This is a genomic window from Erwinia sp. LJJL01 (assembly GCF_047300805.2).
GTDB lineage: Bacteria > Pseudomonadota > Gammaproteobacteria > Enterobacterales > Enterobacteriaceae > Erwinia > Erwinia aphidicola.
Genome location: NZ_CP178576.1, coordinates 878,826 through 895,293 on the forward strand (window position 1 = coordinate 878,826; position 16,468 = coordinate 895,293).

Annotated in this window: 17 protein-coding genes and 3 tRNA genes; 8 read left to right on the forward strand and 12 right to left on the reverse strand. The window is 57.5% G+C overall.

Translation table 11 applies throughout. The features are described from left to right. Positions 1-48: 48 nt before the first annotated feature. The 5 genes from ACLI4M_RS04905 to syd all read right to left on the reverse strand — a co-directional run bounded on the left by ACLI4M_RS04905 (position 49) and on the right by syd (position 4,001). Positions 49-1,191: a glycerate kinase gene (locus ACLI4M_RS04905; protein WP_133622870.1), complete on the reverse strand. Its 1,143-nt coding sequence runs from the start codon at positions 1,189-1,191 to the stop codon at positions 49-51. Positions 1,192-1,275: 84 nt separating this feature from the next. After that, positions 1,276-1,725 carry a flavodoxin gene (locus tag ACLI4M_RS04910; RefSeq protein ID WP_048917146.1) on the reverse strand — a complete coding sequence of 150 codons (450 nt, stop codon included), beginning with the start codon at positions 1,723-1,725 and terminating at the stop codon, positions 1,276-1,278. Between the two features lie 14 nt (positions 1,726-1,739). Continuing rightward, positions 1,740-2,525: a tRNA pseudouridine(65) synthase TruC gene (gene truC / locus ACLI4M_RS04915; RefSeq protein ID WP_048917147.1), complete on the reverse strand. Its 786-nt coding sequence runs from the start codon at positions 2,523-2,525 to the stop codon at positions 1,740-1,742. After that, on the reverse strand, positions 2,525-2,851 hold the full coding sequence (locus ACLI4M_RS04920; protein ID WP_133622869.1) for a YqcC family protein: 327 nt from the start codon (positions 2,849-2,851) through the stop codon (positions 2,525-2,527). Before ACLI4M_RS04920 ends, truC begins: the two co-directional genes overlap by 1 nt. A gap of 598 nt (positions 2,852-3,449) precedes the next feature. Further along, on the reverse strand, positions 3,450-4,001 hold the full coding sequence (gene syd / locus ACLI4M_RS04925; protein ID WP_133622868.1) for a SecY-interacting protein: 552 nt from the start codon (positions 3,999-4,001) through the stop codon (positions 3,450-3,452). Between the two features lie 116 nt (positions 4,002-4,117). Between syd and queF the strand changes: the two genes are divergently transcribed. The 3 genes from queF to xni all read left to right on the forward strand — a co-directional run bounded on the left by queF (position 4,118) and on the right by xni (position 7,271). Further along, positions 4,118-4,963, forward strand: a complete 846-nt coding sequence (gene queF, locus ACLI4M_RS04930; protein ID WP_048917150.1) for an NADPH-dependent 7-cyano-7-deazaguanine reductase QueF — start codon at positions 4,118-4,120, stop codon at positions 4,961-4,963. Between the two features lie 155 nt (positions 4,964-5,118). Continuing rightward, the gene (gene ppnN / locus ACLI4M_RS04935; RefSeq protein ID WP_048917151.1) at positions 5,119-6,483 is read left to right on the forward strand and encodes a nucleotide 5'-monophosphate nucleosidase PpnN; all 1,365 of its coding nucleotides are present in this window, start codon (positions 5,119-5,121) and stop codon (positions 6,481-6,483) included. A 38-nt stretch (positions 6,484-6,521) separates the two neighbouring features. Further along, positions 6,522-7,271 carry a flap endonuclease Xni gene (xni, locus tag ACLI4M_RS04940; RefSeq protein WP_133622867.1) on the forward strand — a complete coding sequence of 250 codons (750 nt, stop codon included), beginning with the start codon at positions 6,522-6,524 and terminating at the stop codon, positions 7,269-7,271. Between the two features lie 91 nt (positions 7,272-7,362). Here the strand turns inward: xni and rlmM are convergent, their stop codons facing one another. From rlmM to ACLI4M_RS04960, 4 genes are all read right to left on the reverse strand, one after another. Next, entirely contained in the window at positions 7,363-8,463 is a 1,101-nt protein-coding gene (rlmM, locus tag ACLI4M_RS04945; protein WP_133622866.1) for a 23S rRNA (cytidine(2498)-2'-O)-methyltransferase RlmM, read from the reverse strand. Further along, a complete protein-coding gene (locus tag ACLI4M_RS04950) occupies positions 8,456-8,851 on the reverse strand; it encodes a DUF423 domain-containing protein (RefSeq protein WP_048917154.1) in 396 nt (131 codons plus the stop codon). Before ACLI4M_RS04950 ends, rlmM begins: the two co-directional genes overlap by 8 nt. A gap of 78 nt (positions 8,852-8,929) precedes the next feature. Then, positions 8,930-9,847 carry a transcriptional regulator GcvA gene (locus ACLI4M_RS04955; RefSeq protein WP_048917155.1) on the reverse strand — a complete coding sequence of 306 codons (918 nt, stop codon included), beginning with the start codon at positions 9,845-9,847 and terminating at the stop codon, positions 8,930-8,932. Between the two features lie 347 nt (positions 9,848-10,194). After that, positions 10,195-10,419 carry a YgdI/YgdR family lipoprotein gene (locus ACLI4M_RS04960; protein ID WP_048917156.1) on the reverse strand — a complete coding sequence of 75 codons (225 nt, stop codon included), beginning with the start codon at positions 10,417-10,419 and terminating at the stop codon, positions 10,195-10,197. Between the two features lie 155 nt (positions 10,420-10,574). Here ACLI4M_RS04960 and csdA point away from each other — a divergent pair, with 155 nt between their 5' ends. Both csdA and csdE read left to right on the forward strand, forming a co-directional pair. Beyond that, positions 10,575-11,780: a cysteine desulfurase CsdA gene (gene csdA / locus ACLI4M_RS04965; protein ID WP_048917157.1), complete on the forward strand. Its 1,206-nt coding sequence runs from the start codon at positions 10,575-10,577 to the stop codon at positions 11,778-11,780. Positions 11,781-11,782: 2 nt separating this feature from the next. Further along, positions 11,783-12,220 carry a cysteine desulfurase sulfur acceptor subunit CsdE gene (gene csdE / locus ACLI4M_RS04970; RefSeq protein WP_133625017.1) on the forward strand — a complete coding sequence of 146 codons (438 nt, stop codon included), beginning with the start codon at positions 11,783-11,785 and terminating at the stop codon, positions 12,218-12,220. Between the two features lie 181 nt (positions 12,221-12,401). Here the strand turns inward: csdE and tcdA are convergent, their stop codons facing one another. Continuing rightward, positions 12,402-13,205: a tRNA cyclic N6-threonylcarbamoyladenosine(37) synthase TcdA gene (gene tcdA, locus ACLI4M_RS04975; RefSeq protein WP_133622865.1), complete on the reverse strand. Its 804-nt coding sequence runs from the start codon at positions 13,203-13,205 to the stop codon at positions 12,402-12,404. Between the two features lie 49 nt (positions 13,206-13,254). Then, the gene (mltA, locus tag ACLI4M_RS04980) at positions 13,255-14,397 is read right to left on the reverse strand and encodes a murein transglycosylase A (RefSeq protein WP_133622864.1); all 1,143 of its coding nucleotides are present in this window, start codon (positions 14,395-14,397) and stop codon (positions 13,255-13,257) included. Positions 14,398-14,599: 202 nt separating this feature from the next. On the opposite strand from mltA, the gene ACLI4M_RS04985 reads away from it, so the two are divergent. The 3 genes from ACLI4M_RS04985 (at position 14,600) to ACLI4M_RS04995 (ending at position 14,941) form a co-directional block, all read left to right on the forward strand. Beyond that, a tRNA-Met gene (locus tag ACLI4M_RS04985) sits at positions 14,600-14,676 on the forward strand. A gap of 68 nt (positions 14,677-14,744) precedes the next feature. After that, positions 14,745-14,821 (forward strand) — tRNA-Met (locus ACLI4M_RS04990). A 43-nt stretch (positions 14,822-14,864) separates the two neighbouring features. Further along, positions 14,865-14,941 (forward strand) — tRNA-Met (locus tag ACLI4M_RS04995). An 84-nt stretch (positions 14,942-15,025) separates the two neighbouring features. On the opposite strand, the gene amiC is transcribed toward ACLI4M_RS04995, so the two are convergent. After that, positions 15,026-16,273, reverse strand: coding sequence for an N-acetylmuramoyl-L-alanine amidase AmiC (amiC, locus tag ACLI4M_RS05000; RefSeq protein ID WP_048917161.1), 1,248 nt, complete (start codon positions 16,271-16,273; stop codon positions 15,026-15,028). Positions 16,274-16,468: the final 195 nt, after the last annotated feature.

Here is a 16,468-nt window from a genome sequence, read left to right on the forward strand (position 1 = left end):
TACCTGACCCCAACGGAATTTCCCGCACGCCAGCGGGCGAGGTCACCATTAACCAATATGCATCCCAATAGCTAGCGTGGCGGCGATATTGCGCGCGGCGATACGCACATTTTCTGCCGCTTCGTCCAGCGCCTCCTGCAGGCTGCAGATGCGGTAGATCACGCTGAATACCGCGTCCAGCCCGTGCTGATGCACCACGCCCGCATCCTGCGTCAGGCTGCCAGCAATGGCGATCGTCGGTATGTGATAGCGCTTAGCCACCCGCGCCACGCCAATCGGGACTTTACCGTGAATAGTCTGGCTGTCGATACGCCCTTCGCCGGTGATCACCAGCGTGGCATCCTGCACCAGTGCATCCAGACCTAAGGCATCAGTAACAATCTCAATGCCCGGGCGCAGGGTGGCCTGACAGAACGCGAGCAGCCCTGCGCCCATCCCCCCTGCTGCGCCGCCGCCCGCCACGCTTAACACGTCACACTGCAGGTCACGCTGAATAATGCGGGCAAACTGCGCCAGCGCTTCATCCAGCTGTTTCACCTGCTGCGGCGATGCCCCTTTTTGCGGGCCAAATACCGCCGATGCCCCCGTCTCTCCAAGCAGCGGATTGGTCACATCACAGGCGACGTCGATACGGCAGCTTTTGATACGCGCATCGAATTCACTGAGGTTAATCGAATCCAGCTGCGCCAGCGCCGCGCCACCGTAAGCCACGGGCTTACCGCTGGCGTCGAGTAATTTAGCCCCCAGCGCCTGCACCATTCCCGCGCCGCCGTCATTGGTGGCGCTGCCGCCAATACCAATAATCAGGCGCTCGACCCCCTTATCCAGCGCATCGCGGATCAGCTCGCCGGTACCCCAGCTGGTGGCGTGCAGCGCATCACGCCGATCGGCAGGCACCTGCTCCAGCCCGCTGGCGGCGGCCATTTCGATAATCGCGCAGCAGCCGTCGCCGGACAGCCCGTAAAAGGCATCAACCGGCGTGCCCAGCGGACCGGTAACGCGCAGTGGAATAATACGGCCCCCCGTAGCAGCAACCATGGCGTCAACGGTGCCTTCACCACCATCGGCGACGGGCAGTTTGACGTAGTGTGCATCGGGAAAGATGTCGCGAAAACCCAGTTCGATTTGGGTGGCAACCTGTAACGCAGAGAGGCTTTCTTTATAGGAATCCGGGGCGATAACGATTTTCATAAGTTATCCATCAGGTTGGCGGTGGGGCACCATTGGCACGGGCCGACCGAAAAAGATGATCGGCCCCTACAGATACGGCATACTTTATCCGATCAGCTTAGCCCACTGCTCAACCCACGGGGAGGTGACCTCCTCCGGTTCCGGATTTTCGCAGGCATCCACCGTCAGCATCTCGCCGACGCGCTGCGCGCCGTGCTCCTGCAGCAGTTCAGCAAACTTTTTACCGCCGCCGCAGAAATCGTCGTAGCTGCTGTCGCCCAGCGCAATCACGCCGTAGCGCAGCCCTGGCTGGTGGCCGAGCTTATCTTTAATCGCGTGGAAGAGCGGCGCGATGCTGTCCGGCAGATCGCCCTGCCCGGTGGTCGAGGTGATCACCAGCACCACTTTATCCGCGTAGTGCTGCCACTCTTCCAGCGTTGCATCTTCATATATCTTGACCTGATGCCCGGCTTCAAGCAGCAGAGTTTCGGACTCTTCGGCGACCAACAGTGCGTTACCGTAAACCGTGCCAACAAAAATGCCTACCTCAGCCATACCCTCTCTCCTTATCAGAACTCAATTTTCTCACTATCCTGCGGGCTTTCAGCAGCAAACTCAACCCGGGGGATATGCGGGAGCGTGTTTTGCCAGCCGCAGTGCGTCATCGCGCGCTGCCATACTGCATCCAGCCCGGCTCGTAACAGCAGCGGCTCGCCGCTCACCGGATGGTTCAGGCGCAGCTCGCTGGCATGCAGCATCAGGCGATTCATAGCAAAGTTGGCTGCCGCTGAGCGGTTCTGCTTCAGGTCGCCATGGGCGCTGTCGCCGATAATCGGATGACGCAGATGCCTCATATGACGGCGTAGCTGATGCTTGCGCCCCGACTCCGGCAGCATTTCCACCAGCGAATAGCGCGTGGTGGCGTAAGGTCCGACCGCGACCGGCAGCTCTGCCGTTGCCACTCCGCGCCAGTGGGTTACCGCAGGCTGCGGGGCTTTTTCCGGCTGGCTAAACTTGTCGGCGATTTTATCCAGCTCTTCGGTCAGCGGATAGTCGAGCGTCTCTTCGCCCTCCAGCCAGCCGCGCACCACGGCATGATAGGTTTTTTGTATTTTATGCTGTTCAAACTGCTGCGACAGCAGGCGCGCCACCTCGCTGGACAGCGCCATCAGCAGCACGCCGGATGTTGGGCGATCGAGCCGGTGTACTGTGAAAACATGCTGGCCAATCTGGTCGCGCACGGTCTGCATCACAAACACGGTTTCATGGCGGTCGAGCCAGCTACGGTGCACCAGCCAGCCCGAGGGTTTGTTTACCGCAACCAGCCACTCATCCTGATAAATAATCTCCAGCATTAGTTGGGCGACTCGAACAGCTGATCAAAAGCGTTTAAGCGGTGCAGCAGCGCGGCGCGCTGCGGAATTTCGCCCTCCAGCCAGACTTCATAGTAGGGGGCGATGGCCAGCGCAACGGGCAGAGGTGCAGCCGCATCCAGCAGGGCCTGCATACGTGGCAGGAACACCCACTGCAGCCACTGCAGCGGCGTCATGGTGTCAAGGCAGAAAGGTTCAGTGCTGGTAAAAGCTTCGCTGTTAGGCGCAACGGATTGCCATAGCCCCGCCTGTTTAAGCAACGATTCAATTGCCAGTAATCGTTCCTGAATCTGTTGTTCACGGCTCATAGGGATCTCCCACTGTGGTTAAGGGCGCAGAGCATAGCATTCACACGCTGCTCAGTGAAAAGTATGCACGAAAAAAAGGGGCACTGTATTAACAGTGCCCCCGGTTCGTTCGCAGCTTTCCAGCTACCTTTATGCTCCCTGCTCTTCCTTGAAAACTGTTCCTGTGCTCTCCTGAGCAAACATCATCCTGATGTTATCCGTTCACTTCCCTGCTAGCCGTCTTCCTGTACGGTTCACGTTCTCCTTCCTGGAGGTGTCCATTACCTCATCCTGAGGTTTCCCTGCTTCAATCCCGAAGCCTGTCCCTGCGACATCATCCTGATGGGTCCAACTCATTCCATGAGTACGTCACTCCTTGACGTTAATCCTGTTCCTGAATGCCCTTCCGATGAGGTAATTCTGCCTGATTGTCATAAGCAAACAAGATACTTCTCACGGCTTTTTGTGGCATAAGCTTAAGATAATTCGCAACAATCTGGCTAACTTAATGATCTACAATATTTTTACATTTGAATGCTAGCAGACATTAAGTTCATTCGTAGCGATCTCTCACAACCTTTGTGAGAGATCTCGCACAGGACGGGCAGAGAAAAGCGCATTACAGGCCATTAAGCGGCTGTAAATGAATAAGAAAGTTCTGAAGAGATGGGGCGAGAATCTGACGTTTTTGCGTGCCCAACTGCTCAAGGATCACTTCGCCGCTCAAATTACACACCGACACCACTTCCAGCTCAGAGTCTGTTGTGGCGACAAATAAAGTCGGGGAGTGCTTCAGCCGACGCTTCATGACCAGATGACCAATCAGGTTCTCCTGCACGCGCTGAAAATCATCTTCACTCCAGACCTGTACCAAAGACACGCGCTGACCGGAAAAAGTTCCCGACATATCTGCGGCAAATTGTGCGGTATAAAAGCCGCTAACGGACGGCTGCAGCTGGATATCCAGCGCACGCTCTACCGACTCCAGATTTTTGGCCAGCGTAAATGGCTGCGGCTGCCACCAAACGGCATCGCCCTGCGTAGCCACGACACACGGCGAAGGGATGCCAAGCAGCTCCTCGCTGGCGGGAAGGTGGCCGCTCTCTTGCTGCCAGAGGTCACAGTAGCGTTGGCTAAAATCGCGTAGTGCCTGGGCGGTTTCTTCGATCATTCTTTTTTCACTCTTAGCTGGCTGGGTTACACTTACAGGCCATTGTAGCCTGAATGCTAATCAGGCTAACGAATTCGTCATCTCGCCTGTCCCGACGGGCGCAATAAGGTATCAGCATGTCTTCATACGACCATCATCAGGCACTGGAAGGCCTGACACTGGGGAAACCCACAGAATACCACGACAGCTATCAGCCTGCGCTGCTACAGGCAGTGCCGCGTAGCCTGAATCGTGAACCGCTGGGGCTCTATCCGGATACCCTGCCGTTCACCGGAGCCGATATCTGGACGCTGTACGAGCTCTCCTGGCTCAACAGCAAAGGGCTGCCGCAGGTGGCGGTGGGTGAAGTGGCGCTGGATGCCGACAGCGTGAACCTGATCGAGTCGAAAAGCTTTAAGCTCTACCTCAACAGCTTTAACCAGACAAAATTTGCCGACTGGGGCGAAGTGCGTCAGACGCTGGAGCGCGATCTCAGTGCCTGCGCCGCAGGCAAGGTCAGCGTGGCTCTGTTCCGCTTGCAGGAAATTGAAGGGCAGCCCATTGGCCATTTCGACGGCAGCTGTATTGATGAGCAGGACATCGTGATTGATGATTATCAGTTCAATGCTGACTACCTGCGCGACGCGGCCGCTGGGGAGATCGTGGAAGAGCAGCTGGTGAGCCACCTGCTAAAATCTAATTGCCTGATCACTAATCAACCCGACTGGGGTTCGGTGCAGATCAGCTATCGCGGCCCGCGCATTCAGCGCGAAGCCCTGCTGCGTTACCTGGTCTCATTCCGCCATCACAATGAGTTTCACGAGCAGTGCGTAGAGCGTATTTTCAGCGATATTCTGCGCTACTGCCAGCCGGAAAGCCTGAGCGTTTACGCGCGCTACACGCGCCGCGGCGGGCTGGATATCAACCCGTGGCGCACCAATGGCCAATTCAAGCCGGGACGCTCGCGCCTGGTTCGCCAGTAATCTCCGGTTTATCTCTGTTAATCTGTTGTTAAATCAAAGGCGAAAAGGCTAATCTGGACACGGGCAGCAGCAGCACGCTGCCCAGGGAAATTTTGCCCCGTTGACCGCCATATCACGGGGTTACTGCACACCCAGGCGGGTGTAAAGGAGTTCACTTGATTACACATATCAGCCCTCTTGGCTCGATGGACCTGCTTTCACAACTGGAAGTCGACATGCTGAAGCGCACGGCCAGCAGTGATCTCTACCAGCTGTTTCGTAACTGCTCACTCGCCGTGCTCAACTCCGGTAGCCAAACCGACAGCAGCCATGAGCTGCTCTCCCGCTTCGAAAGTTTTGATATCAACGTGTTGCGCCGTGAGCGCGGCGTCAAACTGGAGCTGATCAACCCGCCGGAAGAGGCGTTTGTTGATGGCCGGATTATCCGTGCGCTGCAGGCTAACCTGTTTGCCGTACTGCGCGACATCCTGTTCGTCAACGGCCAGATCGATCAAGCCGGTCGCTTCCAGCGGCTGAAAATTGAAGATCCGGTTCATCTCACCAACCTGGTATTCTCCATTCTGCGCAATGCGCGCGCGCTGCACGTCGGCGAAGAGCCGAACACCGTAGTGTGCTGGGGTGGTCACTCGATTAACGCCGTGGAATATCAGTACTGCCGCACCGTTGGTGCCCAGCTCGGCCTGCGCGAACTGAATATCTGCACCGGTTGCGGACCGGGCGTGATGGAAGCGCCGATGAAAGGGGCCGCCGTCGGCCACGCCCAGCAGCGCTACAGAGAGGGCCGCTTTATTGGCCTGACCGAGCCGTCAATTATCGCCGCCGAGCCGCCAAACCCGCTGGTTAACGAGCTGATCATCATGCCGGACATTGAAAAACGTCTGGAAGCCTTTGTACGCATGGCGCACGGCATCATTATCTTCCCGGGCGGCGTAGGTACGGCGGAAGAGCTGCTCTACCTGCTGGGTATATTGATGAACCCGCATAACCATGACCAGGTGCTGCCGCTGATCCTCACCGGGCCGAAAGAGAGCGCCGATTACTTTAAGGTGCTGGACGAATTTATCGCCAGCACCTTGGGTGATGAGGCGCGTAAACACTACACCATCATTATCGATGATGCGGCGGAAGTGGCGCGGCTGATGAAGAAAGCGATGCCGAAGGTGAAAGAGCATCGCCGCGAAACCGGCGACGCCTACAGCTTTAACTGGGCGTTGCGTATTGCTCCTGACCTGCAGATGCCGTTTATGCCGAGCCATGAAAATATGGCAAATCTTAACCTGTCGCCGGATCAGCCCGCCGAGGATCTGGCTGCGGCACTGCGTCGCGCGTTCTCCGGGATCGTCGCCGGTAACGTTAAGGATGTCGGCATTCGCGCAATCAAAGAGAAAGGGCCATACAAGCTGCACGGCGATCCGCAGATCATGCGCCGCATGGACGATCTGCTACAGGGCTTTGTGGCTCAGCACCGCATGAAGCTGCCGGGCAGTGCCTATATTCCCTGCTACGAAATCATCAAGTAACCGATGAGCGGCCTGCGGGCCGCTCAGGATTAACGATTTTGCACCATTTACTGATTATCGATGCGCTGAATCTGATTCGCCGCATACACGCCGTCCAGGGTTCTCCCTGCCAGGACGCCTGCCTGAATGCCATCCATCAGCTGCTGGTGCATACCCGCCCGACGCATGCTGTGGCGGTGTTTGACGATGACGACCGCGCTGACAGCTGGCGGCACCGGCTGCTGCCGGATTACAAAGCCGGGCGCTCGCCGATGCCGGATGCGCTGCACAATGAAATGCCGCTGCTGCGCGCGGCCTTTGCCGGCGTAGGGGTTAACTGCTGGCACTCTCCCGGCGATGAGGCTGACGACCTCGCCGCGACGCTTGCCAGTAAAGTGGCCGCCGCCGGGCATCAGGCTACCATTGTCTCCACCGATAAAGGCTATTGCCAGCTGCTGGCACCTAATGTGCAGATCCGCGACTATTTCCAGAAACGCTGGCTCGACGTGCCGTTTATTGCCGCCGAATTTGGCGTGGCGCCAGCCCAGCTCACCGACTACTGGGGGCTGGCAGGGATCAGCAGCAGTAAGATCCCGGGCGTGGCCGGTATCGGCGGCAAAAGCGCCACGCAGCTGCTGCAGCAGTTTGGTAGCCTGGCAGGAATTTATCAGCAGCTGGATCGGGTGCCGGAGAAGTGGCGCAATAAGCTGGAGCAGCATCGCCAGATGGCGGAAATCTGCCAGCGGGTCGCCACGCTGAGAACGGATTTGGTACTGGCGGGGAATTTAAAGGATTTGCGATTGCCGTAATTCGCGGGCGGACCAGAAAAGCGGTCCGCCCCTACAGTAGGGGCCGCTCATCTTTTTTGATCGGCCCGCGCGCGATTGACGATGGTAAAAATTAACGCTCGTCGCGGCGGCCCGGCGTGGCGGCCCAGATACGGCGAATATGCACCGTCACTTCTTCGCGATCGTGGTACAGCTGACGCGCCTGGATCTGCGCGTTAATGCCGTTTTCCACCAGCTTCTCGTGGATCATCTGCAGATTCTGCGACACTTCCTCATAACGCTTCTTCATCGGCAGTTTGAGGTTAAAGATCGCCTCACGGCACCAGCCGTTCACCAGCCAGTCCGCCATCAGATTCGCCACGCGCACCGGTTTTTCCACCATGTCGCACACCACCCAATAGTTATTGCTGCGCGTCGGGCGGTACTTAAAGCCGTCCTCACGCTGGTGGAATACCTGCCCGGTATCCATCAGGCTCGGCGCCATCGGGCCGTTATCCACGGCGTTCACCATCATGCTGCGCTGCACCAGCTGATAGGTCCAGCCGCCCGGGCAGGCCCCCAGGTCCACCGCCCACATCCCGCTTGCCAGGCGCTCATCCCACTCATCGGCAGGGATAAAGACGTGGAAAGCCTCTTCCAGCTTAAGCGTGGAGCGGCTTGGCGCATCGGAGGGAAACTTCAGGCGCGGGATGCCCATAAACAGCGGCGAGTTGTTGCCCGGCAGCGAGTAACCCACATAGCAGCAGCCCGAAGCGATAAAGAACACGTGGATCACCGGACGCTTGTTGGTCTCATAGTTCAGCAGAATATTCGCTTTACGCAGGCTGGCGCGCAGCGGCACGGTGAACTTGCGGCAGAATTTCAGCAGCTCTTTGCTGGCATTGGTGTCGGGCACCTCTACGCGCAGCTCGCCGCCCTTCTCTACTGCGCCGGTCAGCATCCCCACGACCGGCGTAATGCGGTCCTCGCTCGACAAATCGCGCAGCAGCTCGCCGACCACCATCATCTGGCGGGAGAAGATCAGCTCGCTAAACGGCAGTGAGGCCAGCAGCTTCTCGGCTTCCCCCTGCTGATAGCACTCAAACAGCACATAGGCAGAGTCATCTTTCACGCGGGCAAAACCGAAAATCTCGCGCTCGGCGGCCTTAGCGGTGATCTCCGCCGCGCACTCTTTCTCAAAACCCTGACGGCAATACAGTAAAATCTTATTCATGGCGATCTGCCCTTTTTTTCAGACGCAGCGCGCCAACCAACATCAAAATCCAACCGATCAGGAAGCAGGTGCCTCCGATCGGCGTAACATACACCCAAATTTTCAGGTGCGACAGCGCCAGACAGTAAAGACTGCCGCTGAATAACACCGTGCCCAGCGCCAGAAACGCGCTGCTCCAGTAGAACCAGATATCGGCGCGGCGCAGCATGGCCGCAGCCAAACCCAGTACCGCAAGAGTATGAAACGCCTGGTAATCCAGCCCGGTTTTCATCCAGGCCATTTCAGCGCTACCCAGCGACCGGCTCAATACGTGGGCGCCAAAAGCCCCCAGCGCCACATAGAAAAATCCACTGATGGCGACGAAAATCAGCATTGCACGACTGGACATAACAACATCCTCTGAGAACACGGAGCGCGCTCCGTGGTGCTTAATTACTGCCCGGCGGTATCGGCGCGCCAGGCGGGTTTATTGTTCATAACGAAAGCGGAATTTTTCCTGTTCGCTTGCGGCTTTCGCAAGGATCCACTGCCGGAAGGCGGCTATTTTACCCAGTTCTGCCTGACTGTCATGACAAACCAGATAAAAAGCATTTTTACTGACCAGCACATCGTTAAACGGGCAGACCAGACGCCCCGCTTCTATCTCACTCTGCGCCATCACGTTATTGGCCAGCGCCACGCCCTGGCCGTGGATCGCCGCCTGCAGCACCATCGCGCTGTGGCTGAATATCGGCCCCTGCTGCACATTGATACTGCCCAGCCCGAGCTGACGCGTATACGCCTGCCAGTCACGGCGTGAAGCATCGTGCAGCAGCGTATGATTGGCCAGCCCGGCCGGGGAGGTCAGCGGGCGCTCGCCGGTTAGCAGCAGTGGGGAACAGACCGGCAGCAGATATTCCGCATACAGTTTTTCCACCCGCAGCCCCGGCCAGTTACCGCGCCCGTAGAAAATCGCCACATCGACATCATCAGCCAGCTTCTCCTCATCGCGGTCGACGGCGGAGATACGCACGTCGATACCCGGATAAGCTGAGTTAAAGCTGGTTAGCCTCGGTACCAGCCACTGAATAGCAAAACTCGGCAGCAAACTGACGGTGAGCGCGCCTTTGGCACTGCGCGCCTGCAGTTTGCGCGTGGCGTCGTTCAGCGCGGTAAAAATCTCTTTGATATCGAGGTAATAGCTCTGCCCCTCTTCGGTCAGCAGCAGCGAGCGATTGCGTCGGCGAAACAGCTTCAGGCCGAGGAAATCCTCCAGCGACTTGATCTGGTGGCTGACGGCGGCCTGGGTGACAAACAGTTCCTCAGCCGCTTTCGTGAAGCTGAGGTGACGCGCTGCGGCATCAAAAACGCGCAGGGCATTCAGCGGTGGTAAACGTTTAGACATGGTAGATGGGTGCTTTTCGCTCAAGGCCGGGTACAGCTCTGACAGTCAGAGTGACGTATTAGTTTTTTTTATCCGAGCCATTATAATTTGTCCGTTGAGGAACTACCAGCAAATACCTATAGTTGCGCCACTTCCTGAGCCGGAACGAAAAGTGCATTGAAATTACGGGTTAACTCGCGGAATTTTGAGGGGCTTTTGGCTTGTGGTCGTGATGTTGTGTTTGCAATTGACCTGACGATTTTCGGGTCTGGTAGCTGAGCTACCTTTTATTCCTGTAGATTTACCCTGTCTGTCCAAGTGATTTTAATAGCACCGCTTAGCGCGGTGCTTTTTTTTGCCTGTCGCTATTACTGGTTGGTCTCAACCATCTCTTTCACGTCAGAACGGTTGATCTGCTGCTTGTTGCCGTTGGCATCTTTGTAGCTGATCATGCCCGTATCGTTGTCGACCACTGGCTTACCATCGGATACGATAGTGCGACCATCATTGGTATGCATAACATAGTTGCTTGAACACGCGGCCAGAGTAAAGGTCATGGCACAGGCTGCAATAACTGCGGCTAATTTTTTCATTTTTATATCTCCATGCTGAGAGTGAAACTACCTGCATACGTTGCTCTTAATGACAGGTAATCGTTTAAACTTTACTTGAATTAGCATAACGCGCTTTGCCGTCTTTGCCAGAAAAGTACATAAATTTCAGCCTGGTCCTAAATTACGAGAAACAGATGACGTCATTTAACCCGCTGCACTTTCGCCAGCAGTTTCCCGCGCTGGGCGATGCCGGATGTTACCTGGACAGTGCCGCTACCGCGCTAAAACCGCTGGCGGTGATCGAAGCCACCGAGCAGTTTTATCGCCTGAGCGCCGGGACGGTTCACCGCAGTCAGTTCGCGGCCGCGCAGCAGCTCACCGCGCGCTATGAAGACGCGCGCAGTCAGGTGGCAAGGCTGCTGAATGCCTGTGATAGCAGCAACATCGTCTGGACCAAAGGCACCACCGAGGCCATTAACCTGGTCGCGCAAAGCTATCTGCGTCCGCGCCTGCAGCCGGGGGATGAGATCCTGGTTAGCGAAGCCGAGCACCACGCCAATCTGGTGCCGTGGCTGATGGTGGCTGAGCAAACCGGGGCCAAAGTGGTGAAGTGGCCGATTGGCGCCGACCGCCTGCCGGATCTCAGCCTGCTACCCGCACTGCTCAATGACCGCACCCGCCTGCTGGCTGTCGGTCAGATGTCGAACGTGACCGGCGGCTGTCCGGACCTGCAGCAGATTATTGCACTGGCCCATGCGTGCGGTGCAAAAGTGATGGTCGACGGCGCCCAGGGCGTGGTGCACTGCCCGCCGGATGTACAGGCGCTCAATATTGATTTCTATGCGTTTTCTGGACATAAGCTGTATGGACCAATGGGCATCGGCGCGCTGTACGGCAGGGCGGACCTGCTGGCAGAGATGGCGCCGTGGCAGGGCGGCGGCAAGATGCTGAGCCGCGTCGACTTTAACGGTTTCACCCCGCAGGCAGTGCCGTGGTGCTTCGAGGCAGGCACGCCAAACGTTGCCGGCGTCATTGGCCTGAGCGCCGCGCTGGAGTGGCTGAGCGGCGTTGATATTGCCGCCGCCGAGCGCTGGAGCTGCGACCTTGCCGACCTTGCTGAAGCGCGGCTCGCTGCCCTGCCCGGCTTCCAAAGCTACCGCTGCGGCAACGCCAGCCTGCTGGCGTTTGATATCGCCGGTATTCATCACAGCGACGTTGTGACGCTGCTGGCGGAGAGCGGCATCGCCCTGCGCGCCGGTCAGCACTGTGCGCAACCGCTGCTGGCTGCGCTCGGCGTCAGCGGGACACTGCGCGCCTCCTTCGCCCCCTATAACACGCTGGAAGATGTGGACGCGCTGGCCGCGGCGATGACCACCGCTTTGGCGCTACTGGCTGATTAATGATGAATTCATCCCCGATCGCCCCGCACCCGTTTGGCACAGCGATAACTGCCGACTCGCTACTGACGCAGTTCGCCAGCTTTCGCCAGTGGGAGGATCGCTATCGCCAGCTGATCCTGCTGGGCAAGAAACTGCCGGCCCTGCCGGAGGCGCTGAAAACGGCGGACATTGAGCTGAGCGGCTGTGAAAACCGCGTCTGGCTTGGCTATCAGCAGCTAGAAAATGGGCAGATGCACTTTTACGGCGACAGCGAAGGGCGCATTGTGCGCGGGCTGTTAGCCGTACTGCTGTGTGCGGTAGAGGGAAAAACTGCCGCCGAGATCCGGGGATCGGACCCGCTGGCGCTGTTTGACGGGCTGGGATTGAAAGATCAGCTGAGCGCCTCGCGCAGCGCGGGGCTGCAGGCGCTGGCCGATGCGGTGCGGCGCGCAGTGGCCTGACGGGCCGACCGAAAAAGAGGGTCGGCCCCTACAAAAAGTGCCACTTGCTAACGGTAGGGGTCGGCCCCTACAAAAAGTGCCACATGCTAACGGTAGGGGTCGACCGCTTTTCTGGTCGACCCGAGCAAACAGAGGCCGACCTAACAAGCGGGTCGGCCAGTGCAGTTGCCCCGAATCCGCGTTACGCCTGGCGTGCCGCCTTCGCCATCATCTTCTTCAATACGTGCGACACCGCGACAAAGCCAAAGGTGGCGGTTACCATGGTTGCCGCACCAAAACCTGCGGCGCAGTCCATGCGTTTTGGCCCCTCAGCGGTGCTGCGTGACGCGCATACCGAGCCATCCGGCTGCGGGTACATCAGCGCCTCGGTTGAGAACACGCAGTCAATGCCCAGCTTACCCTTGCTGCTTTTGACGATGTTAAAATCGTTTTTCAGCCGCTCGCGCAGCTTCGCCGCCAGCGGATCCTGAATCGTTTTTGCCAGATCGGCGACCTGGATCTGCGTGGGATCAATCTGCCCGCCCGCCCCGCCGGTGGTCACCAGCGGCATCTTATTGCGACGGCACCACGCCAGCAGCGCCGCTTTCGGGCGCACGCTGTCGATAGCGTCGATCACATAGCTGTAGCCCTGGCTCATCAGCTCTGCGGTATTGTCCGGCGTAATAAAGTCATCAATGCAGGTGACGCGGCAATCCGGATTAATTTCGCGGATCCGCTGCGCCATCACCTCGGTTTTCGCCTGCCCGACGTTATCTTTCAGCGCATGGATCTGCCGGTTAGTATTAGTGACGCAGACATCATCCATGTCGATCAGGGTGATCGCCCCAATTCCGGTACGCGCCAGCGCTTCCGCCGCCCACGACCCCACGCCGCCAATCCCCACCACGCAGACATGCGCGTCGGCAAACAGCTGTAGCGCAGACTGACCATATAGACGCGCCGTACCGCCAAAGCGCTGCCGCCAGGCGTCTGAAAGAACCATCATGGATTAATTCCTTAAAAGCAGCGGGCCGCAGCAAGCGGCCCGTCGGGGTTTACTGACTGACCAGTAATGACCCCTGAGAAGAACTGTTCTGTGCCGATGAGAATAGCGGCTGGCCCGCGCCCGGTGCGGCTTTTAAAACCCACACGCGGCCGTAGTGATTAAACCATCCGGCCATATGACCGGCGTCCGGGCCGATGCCCTGGTAAATATCAAAATGCTGGCCCTTGATTGCGCCGCCGACGTCCAGCGACACCATCATGCGCATCTCATATTTTCCGGTAAATTTACCGTTGTTGTCCAGTAAAGGAACTTCTGCCAGCAGCGCCGTTCCCGGTGGGATCAGCGAACGGTCAGAAGCTACCGAGGCTTTTGCCACCAGCGGCACCGCACTTGCCCCACGTACTGGCGCAAACGTTTCGGGCTTGAAGAACACAAAGGATGGGTTCTGCTCCAGCAGTTCGCGCACCTCTTCCGGGCTGTGCGTTTCACCCCAGTGGCGAATCGCCTGCATCGACATATCTTCACGCTTCACTTCACCGCGGTCGATCAGCACTTTGCCGATGCTGCGATAGGCATGGCCGTTTTTCCCGCCGTAGCCGAAGAAGGTCAGCGGGCGCCCGTCGCCGTAGTCAACGTAGCCGCTGCCCTGCACATCCATGATAAAGTTATCCATCAGTGAGTTGCTGTAACCCACGATATAGCGTTCACCCAGCGCACCGCTGTAGATATCTGCACGGCTTGGCAGGCGGCCACGTTTTGGCGGCATGCGGTAAAGCGGATACTGGAACTCACCCTGGCGGGTATATCGTGCTTCAATCACCGGCGTGTAGTACCCGGTAAACTGCACGTTGCCATAGTTGTCGGTGCCTTCCATCTGATAAGCATCCAGTCCGAACTGGCGCAGCTGGCGCGTATCGCCCCCGGCCATCAGCCAGCTCTCAATCGCGCTGTAGGTGCCCGACTGGCGCGAATACATGCCCGATGAATATGAACGGATCTGCCCCACCTGGTCGGCAAAGTCTCTGCCATTAACCGGGCGGCCTTTAGCGTTAGGCTGGTTGACCAGCCCGAGCGGCTGATCCAGTTTCCCGTCTTTATACTGTTGCCCACGATCGGTGGGTTTTGACGAACAGCCCGCCAGCAGTGCCAGCAGCGTGCCGGTCACCAGATATTTCGCCCAACGTCCTTTCATGCCTTGTTTACCTTTATACGGGAACCCTGGGCGAAGATAGCAAAGGCGTGGTCAGATTTAAACGTGCCGCCGGAAAAAGTACGCATTTGTGCAACAATTCAGCAGCTGGGTTAAAAAATGAGTTATAAGCACGATTTTACCCACTTATCCGCAAAAAGGGGTTGCAACAAAACCCATCAGGCGTATAGTGCGCTTCCACGGACGCGGGATGGAGCAGCCTGGTAGCTCGTCGGGCTCATAACCCGAAGGTCGTCGGTTCAAATCCGGCTCCCGCAACCAATTCACTAGCAGCTTAGTGAAGCAGCAGTAAAAGATAGTGTCGTGATGGAAGCGACAAACCACGCGGACGCGGGATGGAGCAGCCTGGTAGCTCGTCGGGCTCATAACCCGAAGGTCGTCGGTTCAAATCCGGCTCCCGCAACCAATTTTGTCTCGTGGTGAGAAGTAGAGTTAAAGCGTCAATCGGACGCGGGATGGAGCAGCCTGGTAGCTCGTCGGGCTCATAACCCGAAGGTCGTCGGTTCAAATCCGGCTCCCGCAACCAATTAAGCACCCTTAAGGGTGTTTTTTTGTATCTGAAATTTGTCCCCTTACCCAATATCCCGGCAGAATCCTTTCCGCCCGCTGACTATTTATGCGGTGCCAGTGACGCGCCGTTGGCAAAGTAGGCTTTTATCCCCGCCAGAATCGAATCTGCCACCTGATGCTGAAAACGCGTGGTGCGCAGCTTGCGCTCCTCTTCAACATTGCTGATAAAAGCCGTCTCAACCAGAATTGACGGGATATCCGGCGCTTTCAATACCGCGAACCCAGCCTGATCAACGCTGCGCTTGTGCAGATGGTTAATCTTCCCCATGCGCGAAAGCACCTCTTTACCAAACTTCAGGCTGTCGTTGATGGTCAGGCTCTGCACCATATCAAACATGGTGTGGTCGAGATAACGGTCGCCGCTCATGCTGACGCCGCCGATCAGATCCGATTCATTCTGCGTCTGAGCGAGGAAACGCGCAGCGGTGCTGGTTGCCCCTTTAGTCGACAGGGCAAAGACCGAAGAGCCCCGCGCCGCGCGGCTGGTGAAGGCATCGGCATGAATCGACACAAACAGATCGGCGCGCTGCTTGCGTGCTTTGGCCACCCTCACCTTCAGCGGGATAAACACATCTTCATTACGCGTCATATAAGCGCGCATATTCGGCTGCTTGTCGATAAGCTGCTTCAGGCGGCGGCCGATTTTCAGCACCACATCTTTTTCCCGCGTCTTATGCTTACCAATCGCGCCGGAATCTTCCCCGCCGTGGCCAGGGTCGATCATTATCACAATCGGCCGGTCTCTCCCTGCTTTGCCCGGCAGCGCGGCCTCCGCTGGCTGGCTACGTTCCAGATCCCCCTGGTTGTAATCTTTCAGCAACGCGAGCAGCGGATCATCATCCTGCGGCCGGTCCCGCGCCGGGTAGAGATCGAGCACCAGACGGTTTTTAATCCCGGCGACCGGATCGAGGGTGAACACCCGCGGGCTGACGTTCTGTTTTAGCTCCAGCACCAGCCGCACGGTGTTGCGATCAAACTGACCCACGCGCGCATTTTTAATGTAGGGGTCATCCTGGCGTACCAGATTGGCGACGCCGTTAAGCACGTGGTTAAGATGAATATTTTCAATATCCACCACCACGCGGTCAGGGTTGCTCAGCGCAAACTGCTTATATTTCAGGGCGGTATTCGACTCAATGGTCAGGCGCGAATAGGTAGTGGAAGGCCAGATGCGGATGGCCACCACGTGACTGCTGGCTGCCCAGCCTACCCGGCTAACGCTGAGCAGACAGACGGCCCCGGCGCCCTGTAGAAATCGCCGCCGGTTAAGCGAAGTTGAATCGGTCATGCCACTCCAGATGCTGTAATTTGTCTAATAAAAAGCCAATAGAGAAAATTTTGCAAAAACTTTAACGAATCCACCAGGCAGTGTCACCCCGAAAAAGCGAATAAATGCAGCATATTAGACTGTTGGAAATGCGCGAGCGGGTGATAAGTAAGGATAAAAGTCACTTGCACCCAGGGCGAGAAAAGAATAAAAATA